This is a genomic window from Candidatus Streptomyces philanthi, assembly GCF_059553635.1.
Map to the genome: position 1 here is coordinate 13,413 of NZ_JCANQV010000008.1, position 26,253 is coordinate 39,665.

General features: G+C 70.8%; 20 protein-coding genes. 5 read left to right on the forward strand and 15 right to left on the reverse strand.

Annotated elements, in window-relative coordinates:
* Positions 1–90 precede the first annotated feature (90 nt).
* Positions 91–1,338 carry a citrate/2-methylcitrate synthase gene (locus tag AC51EU_RS02410; protein WP_496264915.1) on the forward strand — a complete coding sequence of 416 codons (1,248 nt, stop codon included), beginning with the start codon at positions 91–93 and terminating at the stop codon, positions 1,336–1,338.
* Between the two features lie 302 nt (positions 1,339–1,640).
* Complete coding sequence (locus AC51EU_RS02415) at positions 1,641–2,672, forward strand: ferredoxin family protein (protein WP_496264916.1); 1,032 nt, start codon at positions 1,641–1,643, stop codon at positions 2,670–2,672.
* Between the two features lie 549 nt (positions 2,673–3,221).
* On the opposite strand, the gene AC51EU_RS02420 is transcribed toward AC51EU_RS02415, so the two are convergent.
* The 6 genes from AC51EU_RS02420 to AC51EU_RS02445 all read right to left on the reverse strand — a co-directional run bounded on the left by AC51EU_RS02420 (position 3,222) and on the right by AC51EU_RS02445 (position 10,078).
* The gene (locus tag AC51EU_RS02420; RefSeq protein ID WP_496264917.1) at positions 3,222–4,820 is read right to left on the reverse strand and encodes a monocarboxylic acid transporter; all 1,599 of its coding nucleotides are present in this window, start codon (positions 4,818–4,820) and stop codon (positions 3,222–3,224) included.
* Complete coding sequence (locus tag AC51EU_RS02425) at positions 4,817–5,314, reverse strand: DUF485 domain-containing protein (protein WP_496264919.1); 498 nt, start codon at positions 5,312–5,314, stop codon at positions 4,817–4,819. Before AC51EU_RS02425 ends, AC51EU_RS02420 begins: the two co-directional genes overlap by 4 nt.
* A 95-nt stretch (positions 5,315–5,409) precedes the next feature.
* Positions 5,410–6,096 (reverse strand): response regulator transcription factor, encoded by a 687-nt coding sequence (locus AC51EU_RS02430; protein WP_496264920.1) that lies wholly within the window; start codon positions 6,094–6,096, stop codon positions 5,410–5,412.
* Complete coding sequence (locus tag AC51EU_RS02435; RefSeq protein WP_496264921.1) at positions 6,093–7,259, reverse strand: sensor histidine kinase; 1,167 nt, start codon at positions 7,257–7,259, stop codon at positions 6,093–6,095. Before AC51EU_RS02435 ends, AC51EU_RS02430 begins: the two co-directional genes overlap by 4 nt.
* A gap of 51 nt (positions 7,260–7,310) precedes the next feature.
* Positions 7,311–7,799, reverse strand: a complete 489-nt coding sequence (locus tag AC51EU_RS02440) for a DUF1453 domain-containing protein (protein WP_496264922.1) — start codon at positions 7,797–7,799, stop codon at positions 7,311–7,313.
* A 158-nt stretch (positions 7,800–7,957) separates the two neighbouring features.
* A complete protein-coding gene (locus tag AC51EU_RS02445) occupies positions 7,958–10,078 on the reverse strand; it encodes a DNA gyrase/topoisomerase IV subunit B (protein WP_496264923.1) in 2,121 nt (706 codons plus the stop codon).
* Between the two features lie 447 nt (positions 10,079–10,525).
* Here AC51EU_RS02445 and AC51EU_RS02450 point away from each other — a divergent pair, with 447 nt between their 5' ends.
* Complete coding sequence (locus AC51EU_RS02450; protein WP_496264924.1) at positions 10,526–10,756, forward strand: DUF7455 domain-containing protein; 231 nt, start codon at positions 10,526–10,528, stop codon at positions 10,754–10,756.
* A gap of 136 nt (positions 10,757–10,892) precedes the next feature.
* Here the strand turns inward: AC51EU_RS02450 and AC51EU_RS02455 are convergent, their stop codons facing one another.
* The 7 genes from AC51EU_RS02455 to AC51EU_RS02485 form a co-directional block, all read right to left on the reverse strand.
* Positions 10,893–11,702: a S1 family peptidase gene (locus AC51EU_RS02455; RefSeq protein ID WP_496264925.1), complete on the reverse strand. Its 810-nt coding sequence runs from the start codon at positions 11,700–11,702 to the stop codon at positions 10,893–10,895.
* A 132-nt stretch (positions 11,703–11,834) separates the two neighbouring features.
* Entirely contained in the window at positions 11,835–13,385 is a 1,551-nt protein-coding gene (locus AC51EU_RS02460; protein WP_496264927.1) for an RNA polymerase sigma factor, read from the reverse strand.
* Positions 13,386–13,776: 391 nt separating this feature from the next.
* A complete protein-coding gene (locus AC51EU_RS02465) occupies positions 13,777–14,772 on the reverse strand; it encodes a FadR/GntR family transcriptional regulator (RefSeq protein WP_496264928.1) in 996 nt (331 codons plus the stop codon).
* 121 nt (positions 14,773–14,893) lie between these two features.
* Positions 14,894–16,834 carry an ATP-binding cassette domain-containing protein gene (locus AC51EU_RS02470; RefSeq protein ID WP_496264929.1) on the reverse strand — a complete coding sequence of 647 codons (1,941 nt, stop codon included), beginning with the start codon at positions 16,832–16,834 and terminating at the stop codon, positions 14,894–14,896.
* A gap of 196 nt (positions 16,835–17,030) precedes the next feature.
* A complete protein-coding gene (locus tag AC51EU_RS02475; RefSeq protein ID WP_496264930.1) occupies positions 17,031–17,795 on the reverse strand; it encodes an NUDIX hydrolase in 765 nt (254 codons plus the stop codon).
* Between the two features lie 1,069 nt (positions 17,796–18,864).
* The gene (locus tag AC51EU_RS02480; RefSeq protein WP_496264931.1) at positions 18,865–20,235 is read right to left on the reverse strand and encodes a DUF4192 domain-containing protein; all 1,371 of its coding nucleotides are present in this window, start codon (positions 20,233–20,235) and stop codon (positions 18,865–18,867) included.
* A gap of 996 nt (positions 20,236–21,231) precedes the next feature.
* Positions 21,232–22,806, reverse strand: a complete 1,575-nt coding sequence (locus AC51EU_RS02485) for a serine hydrolase domain-containing protein (RefSeq protein WP_496264932.1) — start codon at positions 22,804–22,806, stop codon at positions 21,232–21,234.
* Between the two features lie 160 nt (positions 22,807–22,966).
* Here AC51EU_RS02485 and AC51EU_RS02490 point away from each other — a divergent pair, with 160 nt between their 5' ends.
* Positions 22,967–24,166, forward strand: coding sequence for a sensor histidine kinase (locus AC51EU_RS02490; protein WP_496264933.1), 1,200 nt, complete (start codon positions 22,967–22,969; stop codon positions 24,164–24,166).
* Positions 24,163–24,828, forward strand: coding sequence for a response regulator (locus AC51EU_RS02495; RefSeq protein ID WP_496264934.1), 666 nt, complete (start codon positions 24,163–24,165; stop codon positions 24,826–24,828). The genes AC51EU_RS02490 and AC51EU_RS02495 overlap by 4 nt, the downstream gene beginning before the upstream one ends.
* Positions 24,829–24,935: 107 nt before the next feature.
* Here AC51EU_RS02495 and AC51EU_RS02500 read toward each other — a convergent pair whose 3' ends face one another.
* A complete protein-coding gene (locus AC51EU_RS02500; RefSeq protein ID WP_496264935.1) occupies positions 24,936–25,289 on the reverse strand; it encodes a zinc ribbon domain-containing protein YjdM in 354 nt (117 codons plus the stop codon).
* 253 nt (positions 25,290–25,542) lie between these two features.
* A complete protein-coding gene (locus AC51EU_RS02505; RefSeq protein WP_496264936.1) occupies positions 25,543–26,244 on the reverse strand; it encodes a hypothetical protein in 702 nt (233 codons plus the stop codon).
* Positions 26,245–26,253 lie beyond the last annotated feature (9 nt).

Sequence of the window (26,253 nt, forward strand, 5' to 3'; positions counted from 1 at the left end):
CCCTTGGAAACATTGATCCGACTGTCCATGCTTGAGCAATTCTCGTCAACATTGATTGAATCAATACAAGGTGGTGGATACAGTGAGTACATGCCGGATCGAGAAGCCCCCGGGCGCACGGATGGGAGACGTCTGACCACGCGCCAAGCAGCTGAGCGGCTCGGGGTGAAGGCCGAGACCGTGTACGCCTATGTCAGCCGCGGCCTACTGACAAGCCACCGCGCCCCGGGAGGTCGCGGCAGTACCTTCGACGTAGGAGAGGTCGACGCACTCGCGCGGCGCACCGGCCGCCGCGAAACGGCCGGTGCTGACGGCCCGCTGACGATCCGCACAGGCATCACCCTCATCGACGGCAACCACTGCTACTTCCGCGGCGTCGACACATCTCAACTCGCCGCGCGTTACAGCTATGAGGAGGCCGCCGAATGGCTGTGGACCGGCAGGCTCCGTCGCGGCGTCCGCTTCACGACTCCTGAGGACGCGCTCACTGCAGCCCGTCGCGCCGCACAAGCCCTCCCGTCACACAGCGGCCCGATGGATTGCCTACGCGTCGCCGTCATCGCCGCGGCAACCGCCGACCCGTTGCGTTTCGACCTGTCCGAGAAATCGGTCCTGGACACAGCCCGCAGTCTCATCCCCACCCTGGTCGATGCCCTGCCCTCACGCACCGCTGACACGAACGGGGCGCCGTCGCTGTCCGCGCGTCTGTGGTCGCGTCTCACCGACACGCCAGCAGACACAGCATCGCTACGCGTCCTGGACGCGGCGCTGGTGCTGCTCATTGATCACGATCTCGCTGCCTCAACTCTCGCAGTCCGGGTCGCGGCTTCGGCCCATGCCCACCCTTACGCGGTCGTCTCCGCGGGTCTTGGAGCCCTGGACGGAGCGCTTCACGGCGCGGTGAGCGGCGCCGCCCACCGTATGTTGATGGAAGTGCTGGAGCGAGGCAGCGCAACCGCCGTGGTCGCCGACCACCTGCGAGCAGGACGGCGGGTCCCCGGGCTGGGCCACCGCTTGTACCACGGCGAGGACCCTCGAGCTCACGCCCTCTTCGAGCTGCTGGAGAACGTACCGCAAGCGCTCCCCACCCTACGCGCCGCACGCGCAGTCATCGGCACAGCAGCCCGGCACACCGAGTTGCACGCCAATGTAGACCTTGCGTTGGCCGTACTCACGGTCTCCACCGGCATGCCAATCGAAGCCGGTGAAACGATCTTCGCCGTGGCCCGCATCGCGGGCTGGATCGCCCACGCGCTGGAGGAGTACAACGAACCTCCACTGCGCATGCGCCCCACCGGGCATTACCACGGCCCCCGCCCGCCTCAACAACTGCCGTAAGGCGGGAAGCGGACGATAAGCACCACGAAAGCACTGAGCGTCCCGCCCCCGTACGCCACGAAACATGCCAGGTCATCGTCTCCGCCGGCCCGGATCCTCTACCGCCACACCACTCACCCGGTAGCCGCGGAGACTCACCGCTCCCGTACTCCACCATCACTTGCGCCGGTCGTCGCGCCTCCGCGGTGGCGCCCAGCGTTGCGTCCGCGTGGCCCCCGCGCCGTGGCGCGGACGCCCGGCGGACGCCTGACTGCTCGCTTTCGTGAAGTCCGCCGCGCACCAGTCAGGTTAGGCTCACCTTTGTGAGTACCTGCACCACCCTTTCCCGTGAGGCGGACGAGCCCATGGCCGGCACCGCGGCCACTGCTCGTACGTGGCTGCTCATCGAGCAGCCCGGCCCCTGGGGAGCCAAGGCGCTGGCGGACAGCCACCTCGACCCGTACGTCAGCCGCGCCCTGGAGACCGCTGCAGCCGGTACATCGGTCCGTGTCGCTCTGATCCGCCGCCCCGGACGCCATGCCGACCGCCGTGGAGTCGTCCGGCGACGCGTTTTCCTCGCGCACACCGCGCCGGGCCGCTCCTGGATCCGCACCACCGCCATCCGCGACCCGCGAACCATCGTGGGATTGGACTTCGCCGCCCTGGGTGAGGGGGAGCACGGAGGACTGTGGGAGCCGTACACGGGTGAGCCTCTGGTCCTCGTGTGTACCAACGGCAGGCGGGACCGCTGCTGTGCTCTCCTCGGGCGTCCGCTCGCCGCCGACCTCACCGCTGCCGGCATCGCGACGTGGGAGGTCACCCACATCGGCGGTCATCGCTTCGCGCCTACGCTTCTCGTGCTGCCCTACGGCTACGCCTACGGACGCGCCTCGGCCGACCTGGTGCAGAGCGTCGTGGAAGCGGCGTACGACAGTCGGATCACGCTCGATCGCTGTCGTGGTCGTTCCACCTGGGACCGCCCCGGCCAGGCCGCTGACCTCGCCGTTCGCGGCCTTCTGGGAGAGCAACGGGCGGACGCACTCGACGTCGTAGGGACCCACCCGGTGCGGCCCGAAGCGCGGTTGTCGGACGGGCTGTCCTCCGGCACTGGCAGCGTCGAGGGTTGCACGCCCACGTGGATCGTGACCGTCGCTCACGCCGACGGCCGCTCTTGGCACGTCACGGTCGAGCAGCGGACCGATGGTGCTGCGGTGTCCGCGAGCTGTGGTGCGCCGCTCGGCCCACCTGCGCGAATGACCGTGACCGCTGTTGACCCCGTCCCGGGCACATTGCCGGTCGTTTCCGATGCTCCGCTCGCCGTCGGCACCCGTACGCCGCTCACCTTGCCAGCCTGACTTCTCTGGCTCACCTCCCCCGTCGGCCTCGGCGAAACGGCTGCGTGGGGTGACTGCCTCGTGCGCTTTCTGACGCGATTCCGTGTCCGTGTCTTCCGCACGCGCTGCGGCGTCCCTGATCACCCATCCCAGGGCCATCGCCGCTCCCAGGGCAAGGACCGAACTCACGATCCTTGCGCTGGTACTGATCACCGTCTTTCCAGGGGCCTTTCCTTCTCGGGTCAAGTGCCCCAGTTCCCCCGTTGCCTTCACGCTCGTCCCCGCCTCTCGGTCTCCCCTACGCGTTGGCCTTCGGCCACACCCCTCGTCGGCTCCACACACAGCGAGGCTAGAGCTACGCAAGTCGTAACCGAAAGCCCTGTGGATAACTGCCGGATACTCGCTTCCCACCACCGAAAACGCTGCCAAATCGCTGTAGGGGAACACGTGCCCACGAGCCGAGAACCCCCTGCGGGCACCCGCCCACCACGGCACAACGCACCACGGCGTGCCGTCCGCCCCGGAGGACAGTCAGCACGCCGTGGTGCGATTGATCGGGAACCGCCGGTGTTACACGGCTCCCGCCCCGGTAAGCGACCGTACTTCTGTCTCCGCGTGCCGGGCCACGTCGGCGGCCTCCGGGGAGGCCACCGTGCCGAGCCAACCCATCAGAAACCCCAGTGGAATCGAGACGATGCCGGGATTCTCCAGAGGGAAGATCTGGAAGTCGAGCCCCGGGAAGATCGACTGGGGACTGCCGGAGAGTACGGGTGAGACGAGGACGAGCACGATGGCGGGCACAAGACCGCCGTAGACCGACCAGACGGCGCCGCGGGTAGTGAAACGGTGCCAGAAGAGGGTGTACAGCAACACCGGTAGGTTCGCCGAGGCGGCCACGGCGAATGCCAGACCGACAAGGAAGGCGACATTGAGGTCCCGGGCGAGCAGGGCGAGTGCGATGGCGGCCGCGCCGACACCGACCGCCGCGAGACGTGCCACGGAGACCTCACTGCGTTGCCGCTTGCTCGGCTCCCCCTCTCGGGTCCTGAAAGACCCGTAGAGGTCGTGAGCCACCGCGGCGGACGATGCGAGGGTGATTCCCGCGACCACGGCCAGGATCGTGGCGAAGGCGACGGCCGCCACGACGGCGAACAGCACCGTTCCGCCGGTCGACCCCGCGCCGCCCCCGAGGTCCAGGGCGAGCAGTGGTACGGCGTTGTTCCCGGCGCTGGCACGGACCGCGTCGCTGCCGAGGACCGCGGCGGCGCCGAAGCCCAGCACGATCGTCATCAGGTAGAAGCCGCCGATGAGCACGATGGACCAGATGACGGAGCGCCGCGCGGAGCGTGCCGTGGGGACGGTGTAGAAGCGCGACAGGATGTGCGGCAGACCGGCGGTGCCCAGAACGAGGGCGAGACCGAGGCTGATGAAGTCCAGGCGTGCCGTCCAGTCGCCCCCGTACTGGAGTCCCGGCACGAGGAAGCTCTGGCCGTGGCCGCTGCGCCGTGCGGCGGTGTCGAAGAGCACGCTGAGGTCACCGTGGAACCGCACCAGTACCAGGACGGTGAGCGCGACGGCGCCTCCCATGAGGAGGACCGCCTTGACGATCTGGATCCAGGTGGTGGCGCGCATGCCGCCGAACGCGACGTAGACGACCATCAGGGTGCCGACGCCGATGACCGCCCAGGTTCGGGCCTGTGTCCCGGCGTTGCCGATGAGCAGCGCGACGAGGCTGCCGGCGCCGACCATCTGGGCCACCAGGTAGAGCACGGACACGGTGACGGAGGCGGTGCCCGCGGCGATGCGTACGGGACGCTCGCGCATCCGGGCGGCGACCACGTCGGCGAGGGTGAAACGTCCGCAGTTACGGACGAGTTCGGCGACGAGGAAGAGCACGACGAGCCAGGCGACGAAGAAGCCCACCGAGTACAGGACCCCGTCGTAGCCGACGAGGGCGATGAGGCCGGAGATGCCGAGGAAGGACGCGGCGGACATGTAGTCCCCCGCGATCGCGAATCCGTTCTCCAGCGGGGAGAAAAGCCTGCCGCCGGCGTAGAACTCCTCGGCGGAGCCTTGTCTGCGGCGGCTCACCCAGGTGGTGATCCCTAGGGTCACCGCGATGAACGCGCTGAACAGGATGAGCGCCAGGGTCTCGTGAGCGCCGGTCACCGCAGGTGCCCCCCGGTGAGTTCCTGCGTCTCCCACCGGATGTCGAGTGCGGCGGCGTCCCGACGGAGCCGCGCGTGCCTGGCGTAGGCCCAGGTGAGGAAGAAGGTGGTGGCGAACTGGCCCAGTCCGGCGAGCATGGCGACGTTGACGGCGCCCACGACGGGGCGTGCCATGAGGTCGGGGGCCGTGGTCGCGGCGATCACGTAGGCGAGGTACCAGGTGAGGAAGAGGGCCGTGGCAGGGACGACGAAGCCCCGGTAGCGACGGCGTACTTCCTGGAAGGCGACGCTGCGCTGCACCGTGAGGTACACCTCGTCGTGCGCCGCGGTGCGTGGTTGTGGCACTTGTGGTTCGGACTGTGTGTGTTTCGTCGTGCCCGCGTCGTTGGTGATGTCACCCCACGAGCCCCATCCGTGGGCGAAGGTGTCGGACCAGGGATCGTCGAGGCGTACGGGCTCTGGCTCTGCGGCCGTACGGCCGTGCTGCTTGTCCACCGAACTCTCCTTGTTGCACGAGCCTGCTGACCGTGTGCAACAAGGATGGACAGAAAGGAAGATCCGGGACGCTTCGTTGCGAATCCTTCACCCCATCAGGTGACTGAATTCCCTGGTGGTTGAGCGATTCCGTGACGATAGGCGTAGTGGATCGCTTGTGCGCGGTCGCGCAATCCGGCCTTGGCGAAGAGGTTGTTGATGTGTGTCTTCACCGTCGCGGTGGATACATGCAGCGTGCGTGCGATTTCCGGGTTGGCCTGCCCGGCGGCTACGAGTCGGAGTACCTCGACCTCTCTTGCGGTCAGTCCGTCCGGTGGCCCGTTCAGTCCCTCCGACGGGCGCGGCGCCGGCTCGGTGAGACGTTCCAGCAGCCTGCGCTGGATCTCCGGCGCGAGTCCGGCCTCCCCGGAGAGCACGTCGTCGATGGCGCGCACGATCTCGTCGCCGTCCGCGTCCTTGGTCAGATAGCCGCGGGCACCGGCCCGCAGCGCCGGGAAGAGCGAGTCGTCGTCGGCGTACGTGGTGAGCACCACCACCTGTGTGCCCGGGTGGTCGGCGCGGATCCGCCGGGTCGCCTCGACGCCGTCGCAGCGGGGCATGCGCAGGTCCATCAGGACGATGTCCGGGGCAAGTTCGGCCACCAGGCGGACCGCTTCCTGGCCATCGGGGGCCGCGCCGACGACCTCGATGCCGGGCAGCAGTCCCAGCAGCATCACGATGCCCTCACGCACGACGGTCTGGTCGTCGGCGACCACCACGCGCGTCACCGGTCGTGCCGTCATGCCGGCACCTTCAGGCGCACCACGAAACCCTCCTCGTCAGGGCCGGAGTCCAGCGTTCCGCCGAGGAGTTCGGCGCGCTCCCGCATGCCCCGCAGACCGTATCCACCGCCGCTCGCGGCCAGTTCGCCGGGGGTGCGATGTCCGCCGCGGTCGCGCACTTCGAGGCGCACGTGCCCCTCCGCGTACTCCAGCGTCACACGCACCGTGGCACCAGGGGCATGCTTGCGTACGTTCGTCAGCGCCTCCTGGGCCACGCGGCGGATCGCGAGCCCGGCCTCCGGCGTCAGGGTGCGGTGCTGCCCCGTGATCTCCAGCCCGGCATCCTCCGCGTCCGCCAGATCACGGAGGAAGTCCTCGACGGGAACCATCTCACCGCGCAGCGCGGACAACGCCGCGCGGGTGCCGTCCAGTCCCTCCCGCGCCATGCGACGGGAGGCCACCACGCGTTCCAGTATCTGGGCGCGGTCGGCCTCCAGGTCGGTGCTGCCCCGGATGAGGAGCCGTGCGGCCTCCAGGTGTACGAGCTGTGCGCTCAGGCTGTGCGCGAGGACGTCGTGGATCTCGCGGGCGATGCGGCCGCGTTCGGCGAGCGCGGCGGACTCCGCCTCGGCCTTCCGTGCGGCGCGTTCCTGCGCCAGGAGGCGCTGGGCGTTGCCGCGCGCCTCGGCGTCCAGGCGTACGACGTAACCCGCGAGGGCGAGTCCCGCGGTGGTGGCGACGGTGGTCAGCCAGGTGTCGGTGTTGACAGAGGCGTACGCGCCGAGGGCCAGGGCGGAGCACGGTATCGCGGCGCGGAGCGGCATGCGCTCCATCGCCGTGACCGCACAGGCGCACCACAACACGATGGCCGCCAGCAAGGCTCCGGCGATGCTGATGCCCAGGGCCACTGCTTCCATGGCGAGCAGCAGTCCCACCGACGGCCACAGGAGGTGCCGCAGGGTCGTGCGGAAGAAGGCGCGGAAGGCCAGGGCGACGAACGCGATGCCGCCCAGGGCGGCGGTCATGCGCCAGCCGCGTAGGGAGGGCTGGGTGAGGGTGGCCCACAGCAGTCCGGCGAAGACGAGGACGCGTACGACCCGCCCGAGCCACAACCGAGCCTCGCTCACGCCCTCGCGGGTGAGCGATTCGCGGAGCGGCCAGTTGGTCCAGGGGTTCTGCGGCACACGTGGTCCTTCCGGTGTGCGGTGCTGCTTATCGGTCACCGGCGGCGCTTTTCAGTCACCGACAGGGACGCGGTACGCGGGTCGCGGTGACCGGACTCTCCAAAGAGTGACACCGGTACGGCCCAGCAGCATGACGGCGACGGAGAGCATCATGGCCTGGCTCCCCAGATGGACGCCCAACCCGGCGGCCCCGAAGGCGAGGACGAGGCGCAGCGCCATGCCGCCGAGCCAGGCGCCGGCCGCCGCCCAACCGCCCTTGGCCCACACGGTGCCGTCGGCCTCGGTCCATATCCGGGTGGTCCAGGCCCAGGCGGCGCCACTGCCCAGGCCAATGAGGAGTTCGGCGGCGAGCAGCACGACAGAAGCAGCCATGTGCGTAGCGTCCAGCAGACCGGGTTGGCGCAGCACGAGGACGGCGAGCACGGCGGGAGCCAACCACCATCTCCGGTTGCCGCCGGTGAGACGCCGCGCCTGGAACTGACGGACGAACACGATCGCCACGACGGCGACGACCGCCGCGATGTTGAGCAGGCCACTCATGACCCGGGCCTCCGTGGAGCGGGGAACAACGACGTTCCCGACGCTACGGACGTCCGCCCCGGAGGGGATCGGAGCCAGGGTGGGCCCCGGGTGGACATCGCGACGGGCGGCCCCTCCACCCGGAGGTGGAGAGACCGCCCGTGACGCACGTCGGCAGCTCAGGTATCGATGCGCGAGCGGTCCAGCGTGGAGGCGGAGTTGGTGATGAACTCCTTGCGGGGGGCGACCTCGTTGCCCATGAGGAGGTCGAACGCCTTCTCCGCGGCCTCGAGGTCACTGATGTTGATGCGGCGCAGGGTGCGGTGCCGCGGGTCCATCGTGGTCTCGGCGAGCTGGTCGGCGTCCATCTCGCCCAGGCCCTTGTAGCGCTGGATGCTGTCCTTGTAGCGGACGTTCTTGCGCTGGAGTTCGAGGAGGGTCTGGCGGAGTTCGTTGTCGGAGTAGGTGTAGAGGTACTTGTCCTGGCCCCTCTTGGGGTTGATCAGCTCGACGCGGTGCAGCGGCGGTACGGCGGAGAAGACGCGGCCCTGCTCGACCATCGGCCGCATGTAGCGCTGGAAGAGGGTCAGCAGCAGACAGCGGATGTGGGCGCCGTCGACGTCGGCGTCCGCGAGGAAGATGACCTTGCCGTAGCGGGCGGCATCGATGTCGAAGGTCCGTCCGGACCCGGCTCCTATCACCTGGATGATGGCGCCGCACTCGGCGTTCTTGAGCATGTCCGAGACGGAGGACTTCTGGACGTTGAGGATCTTGCCGCGGATGGGCAGCAGGGCCTGGAACTCGGAGTTGCGCGCGAGTTTGGCGGTGCCCAGCGCGGAGTCGCCCTCGACGATGAACAGTTCGCTGCGCTCGACGTCGTCGCTGCGGCAGTCGGCGAGCTTGGCCGGCAGCGTCGAGGACTCCAGTGCCGTCTTGCGGCGCTGCGCCTCCTTGTGCTGGCGGGCGGCGATGCGCGTACGGGCGGCGGCGACGACCTTGTCCAGGACGGCGCGTGCCTGCTGCTTGGCGTCCCGCTTGGCGGAGGTCAGGAACGCCTTGAGTTCCCGGCCGACGACCTGGGCGACGATCCGGGAGGCGGCGGAGGTGCCGAGCACCTCCTTGGTCTGGCCCTCGAACTGCGGCTCGGCGAGCCGGACGGTGACAACGGCGGTCAGACCCTCCATGGCGTCGTCCTTGACGACGTCGTCCTCGGCGACGCGCAGCAGCTTGCTCGACCGCAGTACCTCGTTGACGGTTTTGGTGACCGAGCGCTCGAAGCCCGCGACGTGGGTGCCACCCTTGGGGGTGGCGATGATGTTGACGAACGACTTGACCGTCGTGTCGTAGCCGGTGCCCCAGCGCAGCGCGATGTCGACGCCCAGTTCCCGGGTGACCTCGGTGGGCGTCATGTGGCCGCGGTCGTCGAGGACCGGGACGGTCTCCTTGAACGTGCCGTGCCCGGTGAGACGGAGGACGTCGCAGACCGCCTTGTCCTGGGCGAGGAACTCGCAGAACTCGCTGATGCCGCCGTCGTAGTGGAACGTCTCCTCGGTGGCGGTGGCGCCGTCGATGCCGCGCTGGTCGCGGACGACGAGGGTGAGGCCGGGGACGAGGAAGGCGGTCTGGCGGGCGCGGGCGTGCAGGGTCTCCAGGGAGAGCTTGGCGTCCTTGAGGAAGATCTGGCGGTCCGCCCAGAAGCGCACGCGGGTGCCGGTCCGGGTCTTGGGGATCCGCTTGCCCTTGAGGAGGCCGTTGGCAGGGTCGAACGGGGCGTCGGGGCCCTGCTCGGTGAAGATCCCGGGGACGCCGCGGCGGAAACTGATGGTGTGGGTCCTGCTGCTGCGGTCCACCTCGACGTCGAGCCGGGCGGAGAGGGCGTTGACGACGGAGGCGCCGACGCCGTGCAGACCGCCGGAGGCGGCGTAGGAGCCGCCGCCGAACTTTCCGCCGGCGTGGAGTTTGGTCATCACGACCTCGACGCCGCTGAGCCCGGTCTTGGGTTCCACGTCGACGGGGATACCGCGGCCGTTGTCGCGGACCTCCACGGAGCCGTCGTCGTGGAGGATCACCTCGATGTGGTCGCAGTAGCCGCCGAGCGCCTCGTCGACGGCGTTGTCGATGATTTCCCAGAGGCAGTGCATCAGGCCGCGACTGTCCGTGGAACCGATGTACATGCCGGGGCGCTTGCGGACGGCCTCCAGCCCCTCAAGGACGAGCAGATGCCGCGCGGTGTAGTTGGATCCGTCCCGGTCTGCCCCGGTCAGCACGGCGGTGGACGGCACGGACATCTCGGCGGTCACGCGGTTCGCTCCTCGCTGAATTTCTGACAGCCCGCGTTCCGCGGACTCGGTTGTGGCGGTGTCGCCCGTCAGAGGGTACCGAGGCTTGCTTGAGCCGATGTGACGCCACCCGTACGCCTGCCCATGGTAGTAGAATTTCGATCGTGCGTTCGATAGCTCGATCGGGTGAGTACGCGTGACGCGAACATCACGTTCCTTTCGAGGCATGAACCATTTAGGCTCCGGGCACGTCCTCAACAACAACCGGCAAGCCAGCCGGCAGGACGACCCCGGTAGTAACCGACAAGAATCAGACCACCACCGCACTACGGCTCATTCGCCGCCACCGGCAGCACCCGGCCCGCCTCGGAGAACTTTTTCGGGGAAAAAGGCACGAGCGGGAACGTTTTCGGCCTGGTTGGATGTTGACCCTGGTACGACAGCTCGTCGAGCTAGAGAAGAGGCGACGTGACTACTGTTCTGACCCCCGCGAGCCCGCTGACGGCCGCCGACCGCTGCGACCGCTGCGGCGCCCAGGCATACCTGCGCGTCGTCCTGATGTCCGGCGGTGAACTGCTCTTCTGTGCCCACCACGGTCGCAAGTTCGAGCCGGAACTCAAGAAGATCGCCGCGGAAATACAGGACGAGACGGAGCGGCTCACCACCACCCCGGCGTCCGCGTCGGACGACGAGCGCTGACGCACATCGCGTCCACGACGAGCGAGTAGCGGCCCAGGGCCGCGCGACGGGCGGTTACCCCGGCACCCCGGGGAGGACCGCCCGCACTCGTACGTGCACCCAGGTCGTGGCCTGCGGTGGTGCTCCCACGGGCGACTCAGCCGACGCCGTGTTCGGCGACGGCCGGAACGAGCGTGGAGGCCCGCGTGTAGACCCCGGGGTGCCCGGGCTGCCCGCAGCCCGATCCCCACGACACCAGTCCCACCAGGCGCCCCCTCACCACCAGCGGACCGCCGCTGTCCCCCTGGCAGGCGTCGCGCCCCCCGTCCGGCTCCCCCGCACACAGCATGGACGCGGACTTGTACGTACCGTCGCGGCCCCCCGGGTAGGCGCGGGCGCACGCGGAGTCCGGCAGCACGTTCACGGAGGCCGAGCGCAGACGCGCGGCGTAGCGTCCGTCGCCCACGGTGTCCCCCCATCCGTAGACGGTGGCCCGCGCGCCGGGCCGGTAGGCGGTGGAGTGGCGGCCCGCTATCGGTATGGCCTGGTTCTCGACCGGTTCCCGGAGGGTGAGGACGGCCATGTCCCCCTCGTTGGTCCAGCTGTTGTAGCGAGGGTTCACCCAGACGCTCGCTGGTTTGACCTCCCGGCCGCCGCTTCGGGAGAGATCCTCGCGGCCGACGACGATCCTCAGGTCGCCCACCTGCCGCAGCGGCACCCCGAGAACCTCCTCGCTCAGGCAGTGCGCCGCGGTGACGACCGTGGCACGGCCGACCAGGACCCCGCCGCAGAACTGCCCGGAGCGAGCGCTCCCGAAATGACCGCGGGACGCCAGGGCCACCACCCATGGGTGCTGTGCGATGTGCTCGGGCCGGCCGCCGATCACCGAGCCGTCGGCGACGGCCTGTGACGGCAGGGCAAGGACCAGGGCGAGGGCTCCCGGTATGGCACAGAGGGAGGGGCGCATGGAGACTCCTGACGCTGGGACAGTGATCGCGTACCCAGCGTGACCCAAACGGGCGCGCCTCGCACCCGGACGGCGGCGGGCCCGGCCCTCCACAGGGAGGAACGGGCCCGCGAGGTGTCCGTGACGGAGCGGCTAGTCGAGGTAGTCGCGCAGCACCTGGGAGCGCGACGGGTGACGCAGCTTCGACATGGTCTTGGACTCGATCTGGCGGATCCGCTCACGCGTGACGCCGTAGACCTTGCCGATCTCGTCCAGCGTCTTGGGCTGGCCGTCGGTGAGGCCGAAGCGCATGGAGACGACGCCGGCCTCGCGCTCGGAGAGGGTGTCCAGCACCGAGTGCAGCTGCTCCTGCAGCAGGGTGAAGCTGACGGCGTCGGCGGGGACGACCGCCTCGGAGTCCTCGATGAGGTCACCGAACTCGCTGTCGCCGTCCTCGCCCAGCGGAGTGTGGAGCGAAATCGGCTCGCGGCCGTACTTCTGGACCTCGATGACCTTCTCGGGGGTCATGTCGAGTTCCTTGGCCAGCTCCTCCGGGGTGGGCTCGCGGCCCAGGTCCTGGAGCATCTGGCGCTGGACGCGCGCGAGCTTGTTGATGACCTCGACCATGTGGACGGGGATACGGATCGTACGGGCCTGGTCGGCCATGGCGCGGGTGATGGCCTGGCGGATCCACCACGTCGCGTAGGTCGAGAACTTGTAGCCCTTGGTGTAGTCGAACTTCTCGACCGCGCGGATCAGACCGAGGTTGCCCTCCTGGATCAGGTCCAGGAAGAGCATGCCGCGGCCGGTGTACCGCTTGGCCAGGGAGACGACGAGTCGGAGGTTGGCCTCCAGGAGGTGGTTCTTGGCGCGGCGGCCGTCCTCGGCGATGATCTCCAGTTCGCGCTTGAGCTTCGGCGCGATCTTGTCGGAGTTCGCGAGCTTGTCCTCGGCGAACAGGCCGGCCTCGATGCGCTTGGCGAGCTCGACCTCCTGCTCAGCGTTCAGGAGGGGGACCTTGCCGATCTGCTTGAGGTAGTCCTTGACCGGGTCGGCGGTGGCGCCGGCCGCGGCGACCTGCTGCGCCGGGGCGTCGTCCTCGTCCTCGTCGGACAGGACGAAGCCGGCGGCCTCGGTTCCTTCGGCGGCCTCGGGGGCGTCGCCCTTGACGGGCGCTGTGGTCTCCTCGATGGTGTCGTCGTCGAGGAGCTCGTCGACATCCTTCTTGGCCGCCGCCTTCTTGGCGGTCGCCTTCCTGGCCGTGGCCTTCTTGGCGGCCGTCTTCTTGGCCGTGGTCTTCTTCGCCACGGCCTTCTTGGCAGGCGCGGTTCCCGCCTCACCGGAGGCGCCGTCCGCCGCGGAGGCGGAAGCGGTGGCGGTGGTCTTCTTCACCGTGGTGGCCTTGGCCGCGACGGTCTTGGTGGCGGTGCGCTTTGCCGGACTCTTCGCTGCGACGCTCTTGCGGGTGCGCTTGGGCGCCTCTGCGGCACTGACCATCAGCGTCACACCCTCCTCGTCGAGGATCTGGTTGAGGCTGCGCAGAACGTTCTTCCACTGGGTTGGCGGAATCTGGTCAGCCTCGAAGGCCCGACGCACGTCATCGCCGGCGATCTGCCCATCAGCCTTTCCCCGCTCGATGAGCGCCATCACAGACTCGGACTCGGCGATCTCCGGCGGGAGCGTACGGGATGTGCTGGCCGACACGAACAACCTCTCGGAACGATGGAAACGGCTTCCGACCCCGTCCAGTGTGGATCGGAGCCGACGACCGCCGGTGGGGATGGACCGACGGCGCAGGGCAACCGGGGAGTTGAACAGCGTCACGCACGCCGTCCGTATTCCCTCCTCGGCTATCACCTCTTAAGTCATCGCGCTTTCCCGAAGAGCGTTACGCCCGATCGACGTGGCCCGAGTCACACTCCATATCGACACATTCCCTGTCGTACGGTATGCAACCCCTTCCCGCCCCTTCTCGCCGGATCCGGACGGCGCCCCCGGATCCGGCGAACACGCGGCCCACAGGGCGCGCACCCCCGGCCACCGGGGCGCGCGGGCCGTCCGGTGCCTACGGTCCGTACCTGCGTGGGTACGCCCGTCAGTGCTCGCGGGGGGCGGGCACGACGTGGTCCACGGGCGCGCCGGGCACCTGGCCGCCGGCCTCGCCGTGGGCGGCGAGGAGCTGGCGCATCGCGCCCTCGGCCGCGGTGGCGTCACCGGCGGCGACGGCGTCGACGATCCGCATGTGCTGGCTGACGGAGGTCTCGACGGGACGCTCACAGCCGCCCGAGGGGCCGCCGGAGACGTGCAGGGCGGAGGAGACGATTCCGGCGAGATGCTCCAGCATCCGGTTGCCGGCGAGGCCCAGCAGGAGGGCGTGGAACTCGGCGTCGGCGCGGGCGAAGGTCAGGGTGTCGCCCTGGGCGGCGGAGTGGCCCATGACCTCGACCATGTCGGTGAGGCGCTGCTGGATGTTGTCCTCGCGGGGGGTGCCGGCGGCGAGGCGCGCGGCGAGCGGTTCGATGGTCCAGCGCAGCTCGCACAGCTCGCGGCGCTGGTCGTCGCGCTGCGGGCCGTAGGCGCGCCATTCGATGATGTCGGGGTCGAGGAGGTTCCAGTCGCTGACCGGGCGTACCCGGGTGCCCACGTTGGGGCGCGCGCTGACGAGGCCCTTGGCCTCCAGTACGCGCAGTGATTCGCGGACGACGGTGCGGGACACCTCGAAGCGCTGGCCGATCTCCTCGGGGACGAGGGGGCGGTCGGCCCCGAGGTCGCCGGAGACGATCATCTGACCCAGCTGCTGGACGAGTTGGCCGTGCAGGCCACGGCCGCGGCTGCCGGCCGCACGGCGGCCCGCCCGGGCCAGGTCTGCTTCGGAGCCGTCCCAGACCGGCGCGGGACGCTCGGCGCGCTCCGCGCCGGTGGCAGGGGCGGCGTTGGCGGCGTGGCCGTAGGGGTAGCGGTCGAGCTCGCCCGAGCCGGGGTGGCCGGTGTCGGCGGGGCGAGCCGCGGTCATCATGGTGTGCGCAAGGGTACTCACGCATCCTTTGTCGGCGGCACTTGGAACGCCCTTGAGGTCTTTGGTGAAAAGCACACGAAAGGGTGATCGCCCATCACTCCACAATTGACGCTTTATCGGAAAGAAATGTGCGTTCAAGGGCGAGTTGCCGACCGCGGACGCACGAAGTGGGCAGTAAAGGCCGTACGGAACGCCGTCAGCGCACCCTGCTGCGGACCAACATGAGGACGTACGCGCAGACCAGAACGGTCAGGGACAGCGTCAGAGCAATACCGACAGGTTGGGTCACCAGCCGCACCATGATGGTCATCATCTGATCGATTCCGGAAGGCCACTGGACCAGTTCTGACGTCCGCAGCGGGGTCGGCAGCCGCGCCGGTGAGTGGGCCGCCGGCTCCGTCGCCACACGTTCCACGACCGGTACGGCCATCACCGGTACGGCGAGGACGGTCACCAGTCCCATCACAGTGGACCGGAAGACGCCGGCGGCCAGGACGCCGACCCAGGCGCAGCCGACGAGCAGGGCGCCCCAGCCGACGACGGGAGCAAGATCGTCAGGGATGCCGGTGACGGCCTCGGGGCCGTAGAGCAGGCGGACCGCCGCACCATCAACGGCGAGCACCGTGATGCCGACGGCCAGCGCGATGAAGCCACTGACCAGGAGTTTGGCGAAAAGCAGCCCAAGGCGGCGCGGAACGCTGCCGCGCTCCGGCGCGAGCGCCGGGTGACGGAACTCCTGACCGAACGCGAGCGCCCCGACGAGCCCCGCGCCGAGGGCCGCCGGGGGGAGCGGGAGGTAGCGCACCCAGCCCGTGAGGGCCTGGGAGGCGGGGGTGCCACCCTGGTGGACGAGAAGAACGGCGAGGACGAGCGAGGCGAGGACGGAGATGATCGCGACGGCCGGTGCGGCGCGGTCACTGGCGGTGCGGCGGAGTTCGTACCGCAGCGGCCAGGCCGGTCCGGGGGCCGGCAGCCGGGGGATCGTAAAGTGCTCGAAGGGCTCGGGGGGTAGTGCGGTCGGTGATGGGGGCCCCTGGTGGGGTACCGGGGCGGGGGGCGCGGCAGGCGGCATCGTCAGGGTGACGTTCGGGGCACCGGTGTCCGCCACCGCGGTGTCATAGGCGCGCGTGAGGGCGCCATGGGTGGGGGGTGTGGAGGCGGCGGTCGCGCTCAGTGGCGTATCGGAGGCGGGCTCGTGATGTCCGGGGCGGCCGTCAGCGCGGTGGAGTGGCGGGGACGGAACGGAGTCACTGGTTTCGTCGGTGAGCTGGTGCACCAGGACGCGGTGCCGGTAGGCGGTCTCCCCCACGGCGGCGCAGCTGCTGCCGTAGACGACGATGCGGTTGCCGCCCTCGCGAATGACTTCGATGGCCCGGCCGGAGGTGGGGTCCGCGACGTGGTGGGCGCCCTGTGACTCGTCGACGAGGAGGGTGGCGAGGCGGTCGGCGTCCGGGGAGCGGACCACGACCCGAGGACGCAGCCGGGTGCGGGCGAAGTCCGGGGCCTCCTGATCATCGATAAGTCGACCTGCGTCGATGCTGACCACGCGGTCGGCGATCTGTGCGGCTTCTCCGGGGTCGCGTGAGGCGACGAGGACGGAACCACCTTGTGCGGCGTATCCGCGCAGCAGGCCGTGCAGCCATGCGGTCTCGCGCGGGGCGAGCCCCTCCGCGGGTTCGTCAAGGACAAGGGCGTGCGGGTCACCCAACAGGGCTACGGCGAGTCCAAGCCTACGGTCCATACCGCGGGAGAAGCCACCCAGAGGCTGGTCGGCGAGTCCGCTCAGGCCGACCAGGTCGAGTACGTCGTCGGCACGGTCCGCCGACACTCCGGCCGCGGCGCTGAGCATGCGCAGATGCCGGCGGGCGGTGCGGGAGGGGTGGCCGGGAACGTCGCCGAGGAGCACGCCGAGTTCGCGTGCGGGGGTCGGGACGCGGTGGAGGGGGCGACCGCGGAAGAGGGCGACGCCGCGGCCTCGTTCGAGTTCCAGCATCAGCCGGAGGGCCGTGGTCTTTCCGGAGGCGGGGGCACCGAGCAGGACGGTGATCCGGCCCGGCCGTGCTTCGAAGGTGAGGTCGTCGACGGCGGGGGGCTGTTCGCCGCGGGGTTCGCTGGTCAGTCCGACGGCCTGGATCATCGCGCCCCTCGCGGCACGTGAGACCGGTCGACGGTGGTGGGCGGTACGCGAGGACTCACCCGACCAAGGTAGCCCCGTATGTCTTATTTACCCGCAATTATTATGTCGTGGCGCCCTTGTGTGCCCCGGACGCCACGGTGTGGGGCCGCACGTCGGTGCGACGCGGGGCGGCCGCGGTGCCAGTCGGGTTCGCTTCTCAGACTTCCGGGCGCAGCATCGGCGGGTTGAGGAGCGTCGCGCCTCCCGCGCGGAACAGTTGTGCGGGGCGCCCTCCCTGACGGGTCGTCGTTCCGCCGGTGGGCACCAGGAAGCCGGGTGTCCCGGTCACCTTGCGGTGGAAATTGCGGGGGTCGAGGGCGACGCCCCATACGGCTTCGTAGACCCGGCGCAGTTCGCCGACCGTGAACTCCTGCGGGCAGAAGGCCGTGGCGAGGGAGGAGTATTCGATCTTCGAGCGGGCGCGTTCCACACCGTCGCCGAGGATCCGCGCATGGTCGAAGGCGAGTGGCGTAGACGGTCCGTCCTCCCGGCCGTGCCCGGCGTCCTGGCCGAGGAGTGTTTCCACCGGGGCCCACTGCGCGCTGTGCGCGTCGCCGCCCGCTTTCGGAGCGGGCAGGTCGGGGGCGAGCACCAGGTGGGCGACGCTGACGACCCGCATCCGGGGGTCGCGCTCGGGGTCACCGTACGTGGCGAGCTGTTCGAGGTGCGCGCCGTACGCCGGTGCCGTGTCGACCGGGGCGTGGGCGTGCAGGCCGGTCTCCTCCCCCAGCTCCCGGGCGGCAGCGGCCTCGAGGTCCTCGTCGGCCCGTACGAAACCGCCGGGAAGGGCCCACCGTCCCTGGAAGGGCGGCTCGCCACGGCGCACCGTCAGCGCGCAGAGGGCATGCCGACGCACGGTGAGCACGACCAGGTCGACGGATACGGCAAAGGGCGGGAAGGCCGACGGGTCGTAGGGAGGCATGGCGCGATCATAGTCGTCCGCCTGACGATAAACAGGTCTCAAGCGGACTCGGGTCCTACTGCCCCGTTGCCCTCCGGCTCCCTTCCCTTCCCGTACCTCAGGTGCGGCGCTGTGCGGAGATGAGCGCGTCACGCCAGGAGTTGATGCACGACGCGGGGCGGAGCGTCTCTCGGTGTTCCGTGACGGGGGGCGCGCGGTCGGGGCCAGGCGAGTGTGCGGGGGCTCTGCGAGTCGCGGAATCATCCGTTTGAGCGAAATCTGGTGTCGGGTGAACCAGTTGGCAGCCCGGACGACCGTCCGAGGCGTCGGCGGCCCTGTCTCCGCCGGTGAAGGTACGAAAGATGTCTGTGTCAGGTGTGAAGCGGGAGCTCCAGAAAGTTGCAGGGTGGTGCGGCCGCAGGCTTCCCTCTGGGGTACGTCTGCGGTGGCGCCGCCGGTGATGGCGGATCTGGTCCTGTCCGGCTGGTGGGTTGCAGGGCCAAGGTCGGGGCCGCTCGGGTGAGTGGTGCAGCGTCAGGGTCTCGATCCGGGTTTCCCGGGGGTCTGCCTGGCGTCGGGGCAACGCGGTCCGCAGAAACTTCTGAGGGCTCGCCGGCTCCCATTGCTTTGTGGCTTATCGGGAACGGGACGGCTCACTCGGCGCCGTGGGTCGCCTCCTAGCATCCGGCTGCCGATGGTGAGAAGCCGAGCCAAGGGCACGTCCCCTGATGCGGTCTCGGGCTTCGGAGCCTGTGCCATGGCCAGGACAGCGCCCGGCAGACCACCGCGGGACCGAACGTGCCGACTGGCCGCAGACCGGCGTACACCCACTCTCGGGTCCGCCCCCATGGGCTTCTGCCCCTTGGCCGTTCGTCCGTAGACGCTGAAAGACCGAGGCATGGACACGCCCCTCGACGGGGCCCCAGGATTCCTCGCCCGCGCCACGGCCACCGCACCGCCCGGTAAGAGAGTGCAGCACCGAATGAGTGCCGCAGGCTCCGGCGGGTCCGTGCCCAGGTGCGGTACGGGCTGGGCGGGTGGTGGGGGTGGCCGGCGCAGGGGGTGCGCCGGCCACGGTGGAGCGGTGGGGTCACCGCCTGGTCCGGTCGTCGTCCCGTCCGGAGCGGCCGGTGGTCCGGGGGCTGGGCGGGCGGTTGGCGGGGCGGGTCGTGCTGCGTGGGCCTCGCGAGCGGCCGGGGCGCCGGCGCTTGTTCCCGGACGTACTCGCGGTGGGGGCGGGGTGGTCCGCGGTGGGTCGCGTCCGTTCCTCGCGCTCGCCGCGCAGGCAGCGGCGCAGCGGCTCGGGGTCGAGTCCGTCGTTGATGCCCTTGTGGAGCAGTTGGGCGAAGAGGTATTCGGGGTCGAGGGCCAGGGCGCGGCAGAGGGCGACGCGGGCCGAGGGGGTGTCCTCGGTGGACCAGGACACCCATCCGGCGAGGGCCAGGGGTGCCGTCGCGTGTTCGACGTAGCTGCCGGCGCAGCGGCGGGCGAGAGCGCGCCAGAGCCGGAGGGCGGCCATGGCGTCCGGGCCTTCCATCCATTCCGCCGCCTGGTCGCGGGTGACGCGGTCCTGGAGTCCGATGATCAGTTCGGCGGCCTCGACATCGGTGATCAGTGCGTCGTCACAAGCGTCGCGAGCGCGGTTGCTGCCCGTGGGGGTGTCCAGTCGGAAGCGGCGGATCATGGCCGTGGCCTGTTGGAGAGTCTTTTCGCGGACCGTGGCTGCGTGGTCGCGGTGGAGCATCCGGGGAAGGAGGACGGCGGCTGTGTCGTCCAGTTCCTTCTCCTGCTCCGCGGCGCGGGGCCCGGTGCGCGGGGCGAGCCTGGCCTCCATTTCCTTGAGCGAGCCGCGTACCTGCAATCCGCTGTAGGCGGCGGCCGCGGCCATGACGGAGGTGCCGGGCAGGGCCAGGGGTGTGCCGTCGGTGGGGCAGCAGCGGAAGTCGGGGCAGCAGTAGGACCAGTACCGGCCGTTGGCGAGGCACAGGGCTTCGAGGGCGGGCACGTCCAGAGCGCCGCAAGCGGTGCGCAGTCGTTGGGCGAGGGGCCGGAGGCGTTCCATCACGTCCCGGCCGTTCTCTCCGGGTGCGGGATCCTGGCAGAGGAAGATGATCACGCCGGCGGGCCGCTCGCCGCGCGATGCGGCGGCCGCGACTAGGCATGCGGCCAGTTCGTCGGCGACGTGGGGCCATTGGGTGGCGTCCGCGGGGATGCCGAGCCGGGCACGTGCGCCGAAGCGTCCGCGGGGGCCGTGCAGCGCGACCAGGACGATGCTGTCGTCCGGGTAGAAACCCATCAGATACGGGAGCGCGTCGGCGAGTTCGGCCGCTCCGCGCAGGGTGACCTGCGTTTGTGCGGGCAGACCGGGGACAGCGGGGTCCGCCGCTGGGGAGTCGGCGGGCTTCGGGGGGCCGCCCGGAGCAGCGGTGTTCGCGGGCGGCGGTGGGGTGGGGCGAGTCACCGAGAGGTCTGTGGGGTCGCAGGGAATGAACGTGTCGGGGGCGGTGCGCGGACGGACGACCCGGTGGTGAAGGGGAACGGACGGGCGCGGGATCTTTGCGGTGGCGGGAGGCAGAGGAGAGGAGGTGGAAGGCGGGGCCTGAGGGGTGTGGGCCGAGTTTTTCGACGGGGCGTCAGAAGCAGTTGTGTCAGGGCGGTTTCGCGGTTCGCTGTGATTCATGGGTCGAAGATCCCGCGTGGGAGCGCTGTTCCGCGACCCCTGTGGATAACTTCGGTGACTCGGTTATCCACAGGCTGAGGCGGTCCTCCGCGCGATGTCAGTGGCGTCGGGTTGCATGGAGGCATGAGCAACGAAGTTCTGCATGCGAAGCCGGTATCGCCCTGGATCGGCTCGGCGGGAAGCCCAGAGGCACGACTGCCGGAAAACAACGGTGGGCGATGGGGAGCGTGGTCGCGGAGCAGCGCCGCGCAGCGGTCGTACAGCGCGCGGTTAAGGAGCCGTCCGCAGCCGCGACGGCGCTGCCACACGTACAGAGCGGCGCCCCGTGAGGGTCCACTGCCGCCGCTGCTCGCACTCACATACGGCCAGGGGCTCCCCCGTCGATCAGGCGACCGTTCCTCACCCTGGACGTGGGACCGGACAGCCGTCGTGGTCTTGCGGATGCCGACCGGGCCAGGGCTCCCTGCTCTCAGCCCGCCGGAAGAGTCACCGTTCCAGCCCGAAGGGAACCCTGCCGACCAGTGCGACGCCGCCGGTGAAAACCCGCAGGCCACGCCATGCGTCGATCAGCACACCGCACAACCGTCCATCGGCGGCGAAGGAGAGCCGCAGGCCCGCCCCGGAGTACGTATGGCGCGCGGTGTCACGTTGCGGGTCATGTCGGCGAACGCCCGCGTGGAGGCCGCCGAGTGCATCAGATGTCTCGCCCGGCCCCCTTCCGAACCGCGGCGGCCCCACGCTCACGAACGGATACCGACCCGGTCAAGCCCGCCCTGGTCAAGGCAGTTGCCCCGTGATCACCACCGCGGTGCAGAGCAGCGTGGCCAGTGGCAGCACGGGCAGCGTGAAGGTGGCGGCGCGGAGCCAAGGGTGTCGGCCGCGGGCTGTCGGGAGGGTGGGCCAGCGGCGGGCGGATTCGGCGATGGTGGCGGCGAGGAGGCCGGCGCCGAGGGCGGAGAGGGTGGCGGGAAGGTGTCCCCATTCGCCGACCCGTAGGGCGAGCAGCCAGCAGGTGGCGGCGGTCAGGGGCAGGGAGAGGGCCTTGAGGCGGTCCAGGGGGCGGGAGAACCGGGCCCGGCGCGGGCGGACCACGCCGAGCAGTGCGAGTGCGGGCGCGCCGGCGGAGAGCAGGACGGTGGTGGCGAGGAGGACCGGGTGCGGGGCCTGCGGCTCGTCGAACTCGGGGGCGTTGATCCCGAGGAGCCCGAAGCCGATCTTCTCGGCCGGGGTGCGGGTGGAGTTGGTGAGGACGACCACCGCGCGCTGATCGGCGGTATGGGCGACGAAGGCGCGTGAGCCGTTGGTGAGCCCGTTGTGCCAGCCGATTTTCGTGCCGCCCGCGTTCCACAGTTGCCAGCCGAGGCCGATGTGCCCGTCGCGGTCGGCGTAGTCGGTGACGCTGGCGCGCGGGGTGTGGGTCCGGGCGAGTGCGGCGGGCGGGTGCGGGGCGGCGTTGGCGGCGGCGAAGGCGGCGAGGTCGGCGCTGGTGGTCCAGGTGCCGGTGCCGACCGCCGCCCACCGCGGGTTGGTCCACGGGACGACGGGGGTGCCGGCGGTATGGAACGGCGGGGCGGCGTGGTCCGGGGTGCCGGGGGTGGTGCGGACGGTGGTGTGGTCCATGCCGAGCGGGGCGAGGACCCGGGCGCGCAGGGCGGTGGGGTAGTCGCGTCCGTCCGCCTTGGCGAGGGTCTCGCCGAGGACGGCGTAGCCGAGGTTGGAGTACGAGAACCCGGTGCCGGGCCCGGGTCCGGCACCGGTCAGGCGACTGAGGGTGCGTACCGGGTCGCCGAGGACGGAGTAGCCGTTGCCGCCGAGGATGTAGCCAGCCATGGCCAGGGGGAATTCGGTGCCGTCGGGAGGGAAGGAGGGTAGTCCCGCGGTGTGTGTGGCGAGTTGTTCGACGGTGATGCCGGCGACGGCGGTGTCGGCGAAGGTGTACTCGGGCCAGAGTTTGCCGAGGGTGTCGGTGAGTGCGATGCGTCCGTCGTCCAGGAGGCTGCCGAGCAGGCTCGCGGTGAGCACCTTCTGTGCCGAGCCGGTCTCGAAGACGGTGTCCGGGGTGACGGGGCTGGACCCGTCGGTGGTTCCCAGTGCGGCGCGGGTGATCCTGCCGTGGTCGGCCACCGCGACGGAGATGCCCACCGAGCCGCCCGCGCCCTGTCCGTCGGGCAGCAGGCGTGCGACCCGCTCGGCCAGCGCGGCGTCGCCGCTGCGGTGGGAGGTGACGGGCGCGCTACGCGGTCCGGTGGCGAAGGCGGCGAGCGTGGCGAGGACGGCTGCGGCGACCGTCCAGCGGACGGCGCGGCGCCGGCGGCCGGGGTGGGCCTCGGGTGGCGGGGCGGTCTCGGGCACGGGGCTCCTCCGGTGGGTGCGGGCGGCCTCGGATTCGGCCGCTGGCGGGTTCGCTTCACGTTCGCCCAGGCCAGCCCGGTGGCGCGGCGGCTTTCCGGCCCGTTCCGAAGTAGCCGATCGGCCACCGTGGAGCGCCGCCGGGTCCGCGTACGGTGGCGGCATGCACAACCGATCAGCCGCCGTCGCGCCCCCGCGGGCCCGTGCGGGTACCACCGTCAGTTCCGCGTTTCCGGCGCCGCTCGTCCTCGCCGCCGGGGCGCTGCTGCCGGCCCTGCTCGCCGATGTCGACCGCTGGTGGGGCATGCGTCCGGGGGCGGGCGGCGACGCCCTGTTCCTTGTCTCCGGTGCGGGGATGGCCGCGCTGACGCTGTGGGCGCTGCGTCCGGCGCCGCCGCGTCCGTCGGGGGTTGCCGTGACGGCGGTCGGGGCGCTGCTGGTGTCGTGCGCCGTCTCCGCCGGGTATCGGTTGCTGCCGGTGGAGCACCGGCCGACCGGCTTCGCCGAGGCGGTCGCCCTCGCCCTGCTGTTGTCGCTGGTGGCCTTCCGCTGCCGGCCCTTGGTGATCGCGGGTACGGCGGTGGTGGCGTTCGCCGCGCTGCTGGCCGCCGCCGCGCGCACCGGGCAGCCGTTCGACGGGGACAACGTGCTGCTGATGCTGGTGCTGCTCGGTCCGGGGCTGCTGCTGCGCTGGCGGGCCGAGCGCCGAGCCTGGCTCATCGAGCGGACGGTGCGTGAGGAGCGCAACGCCCTGGCGCGGGATCTGCACGATGTCGTCGCCCATGAGGTGACCGGCATCGTGGTGCAGGCGCAGGCGCTCCAGCACATCGCGGCCCGCGACCCCGAGTTGGTGCGCGGCGCGCTGGCGGACATCGAGCGTGCCGGGGCGGACGCGCTGGCGGCCATGCGCCGGCTCGTCGGCGCGCTGCGTGAGGGCGCCCCGGGGCAGGAAGGGGGCTCGCCCGCCCTCCGGCTCGCCGCCCTCGCCCGGCCGGGTGACGGTCACCGTCCCGAGGTCGCGGTACGTGTCGAGGCCGGCCTGGACCACGTGCCGGCCGAGACCGCCGCCGCGATCGTCCGGATCGCCCAGGAGGCCGTGACCAACGCCGACCGTCATGCCCGTGGTGCCACCCGGGTCACCGTCCGGGTCCGGGACGGCGGTGGCCGGCTCCGTCTGGAGGTCCGGGACGACGGCCGCGCCCCGGCCCGCGCCGGGGACGGCTACGGGCTGATCGGCATGGCGGAGCGGGCCAAGCTCCTCGGCGGCGCCTTCCGTGCCGGACCGGACAGTTCCGGTACCGGCTGGCGTGTCACCGCCGACCTGCCGTGCCCGGGGAACGGGGAGGAGGGGGCGGGCCGGTGACCCTTCGCGTGCTGCTCGCCGACGACCAGCGGATGGTCCGTACCGGTTTCCGCTACATCCTCGACGCCGAACCGGACATCGAGGTCGTCGCCGAGGCCGGGGACGGTATCGAGGCGCTCCGGCTCGCCGAGCACCACCGTCCCGACGTCTGTCTGCTGGACGTCCGGATGCCCGGCATCACCGGCCTCGACGTGACCCGCCGCCTGGCCGGCCCGGACGTCGCCGATCCGCTGCGCGTCATCGTCGTGACGACGTTCGACCTCGACGAGTACGTGCACGAGGCCCTGCACGGTGGCGCGGTCGGGTTCCTGCTCAAGGACGCCGGCCCGGCCATGTTGATAGAGGCGGTGCGGGCTGCCGCCCGGGGCGAGGCGATGGTGTCCCCACAGGTCACCGTCCGTCTCCTGCGTCACTTCACCGCGCGGGGCGGCCGTCCGGCGCGGTCGGGCACGGGCGCGCATCCGCTGTCCGACCGGGAGTGGGAGACGGTACGGGCCGCCGCCGACGGCCTCACCAACGCGGAGATCGCCGAGCGGCTGTACATCTCCCTCGGGACGGTCAAGAAGCATCTCGCCGGTGCCCAGCTGAAACTCCGGGTCCGCAACCGGGTCGAACTCGCCGCCTGGGCCTACCGCAACGGCCACATGGACGGGAGGGCGTAGGCCGGGGGCAGTCGGGCCGGGCGGGGGAAGAGGCCCGTGGCATCGCGGCGCCGGCCGAGGAACGCTCCTACCGGGCGGTCGCGCACCCCGTCCGGTGCGCCCTCATGTCAAGCCTTCTTGACCACGCTGGACTTGAGCTGCATGGGGCCGAAGCCGTCGATCTTGCAGTCGATGTCGTGGCCGTCCGTGCCGTCGACGAGGCGGATGTTGCGGACCTTGGTGCCGGCCTTGATCCCGGTCGGGTGGCCCTTGACCTTGAGGGTCTTGACCACGGTCACCGAGTCGCCGTCCGCGAGGACGTTGCCGACCGAGTCCTTGACCACCTTTTCGCCGGTGGCGGCCGCGGGCTCGGCGGCCGCACGCGACCACTCGTGGCCGCACTCGGGGCAGACCAGGAGCGCACCCATCTCGTAGGTGTACGCGCTGGAGCACTGGGGGCACGGCGGCAGGTTCTCGGTCACCCCACCAGTGTATTTCAGCCGACGGGCCGTCCCGGCACACGGAGCGCGTCCGGGACGGCATCGGAAGTGCTCGTTCCCGATCAGCCGTGGTCCGTTCCTGAACGGGCGTGGCGGGGCGAGCGTCGTGCCCGCCCTGTCATGTCTCATGCACCGGAGAGCAGCGCCGCGCTCAGGGCGGTGGCCGCCGGGAGCATCAGGAGGACCGCGCCGTGCACGCAGTGGTTCTTGGCGCGGGCGATGCGGCTGGTCGCCGTCAGGGCGCGGAACAGGCGGGGCCGCGGGTGTCGCGGTCGGCCAGGAGGTCGCGGTGGGCCACCGTCCCGTCGAGTACGTCCCTCGCCTGTTCCGGCTGGTGCAGCAGCCACAGGGCCGCGAGGCCGACGGGGCCGCCCGCGACGGGCTCACGGGAGAAGCGGTACGCCTCCCGGTAGGCATCGCCGAAGCCTGCCGGAAGGACCGGTTCCCCGAGAGGGGCGGGCCGGAGCGCGGCCTGCGGGTCCAGGAACCAGTACGCGAGGCCCGCCCCGGCGATCACCCGTGTCCCGCCGGGCGGTGCGGCCTCGGTCGTCGTGAAGTGCGGCGGGGGTTTCCGCGGCGGGTCGGCGGCGCCCGGCAGTACGGCGTGCTCGCGGATGTGGCCGACGACGAGGTCCCGGGCCCGTTCCTCGGTGCCCCGGCCCCTCGCCGCGTCCACCGGGTTGGTGACCCGCCAGGTGGCCTCGTGGCGGACGGGTGATTGCGGCGGACGGCGCGGGATGCCGAAACCACCCGGCCCCCGGAACGCCAGCCAGGTCACAGCCCCTCCGGCCCCGCGGCACCCGACTTGTGCGAGGCCGTCGGCGAGGGCGAGCAGACGGGTGCCGCTGGAGCCCTGCCGCAGCATCACACCGCGTTCGCGGAAGGTGCGGGGCGTCCCCAGCTCCCGCGGTTCGCGCCATGTGCCGTCCGACAGCACTCGTCTTCT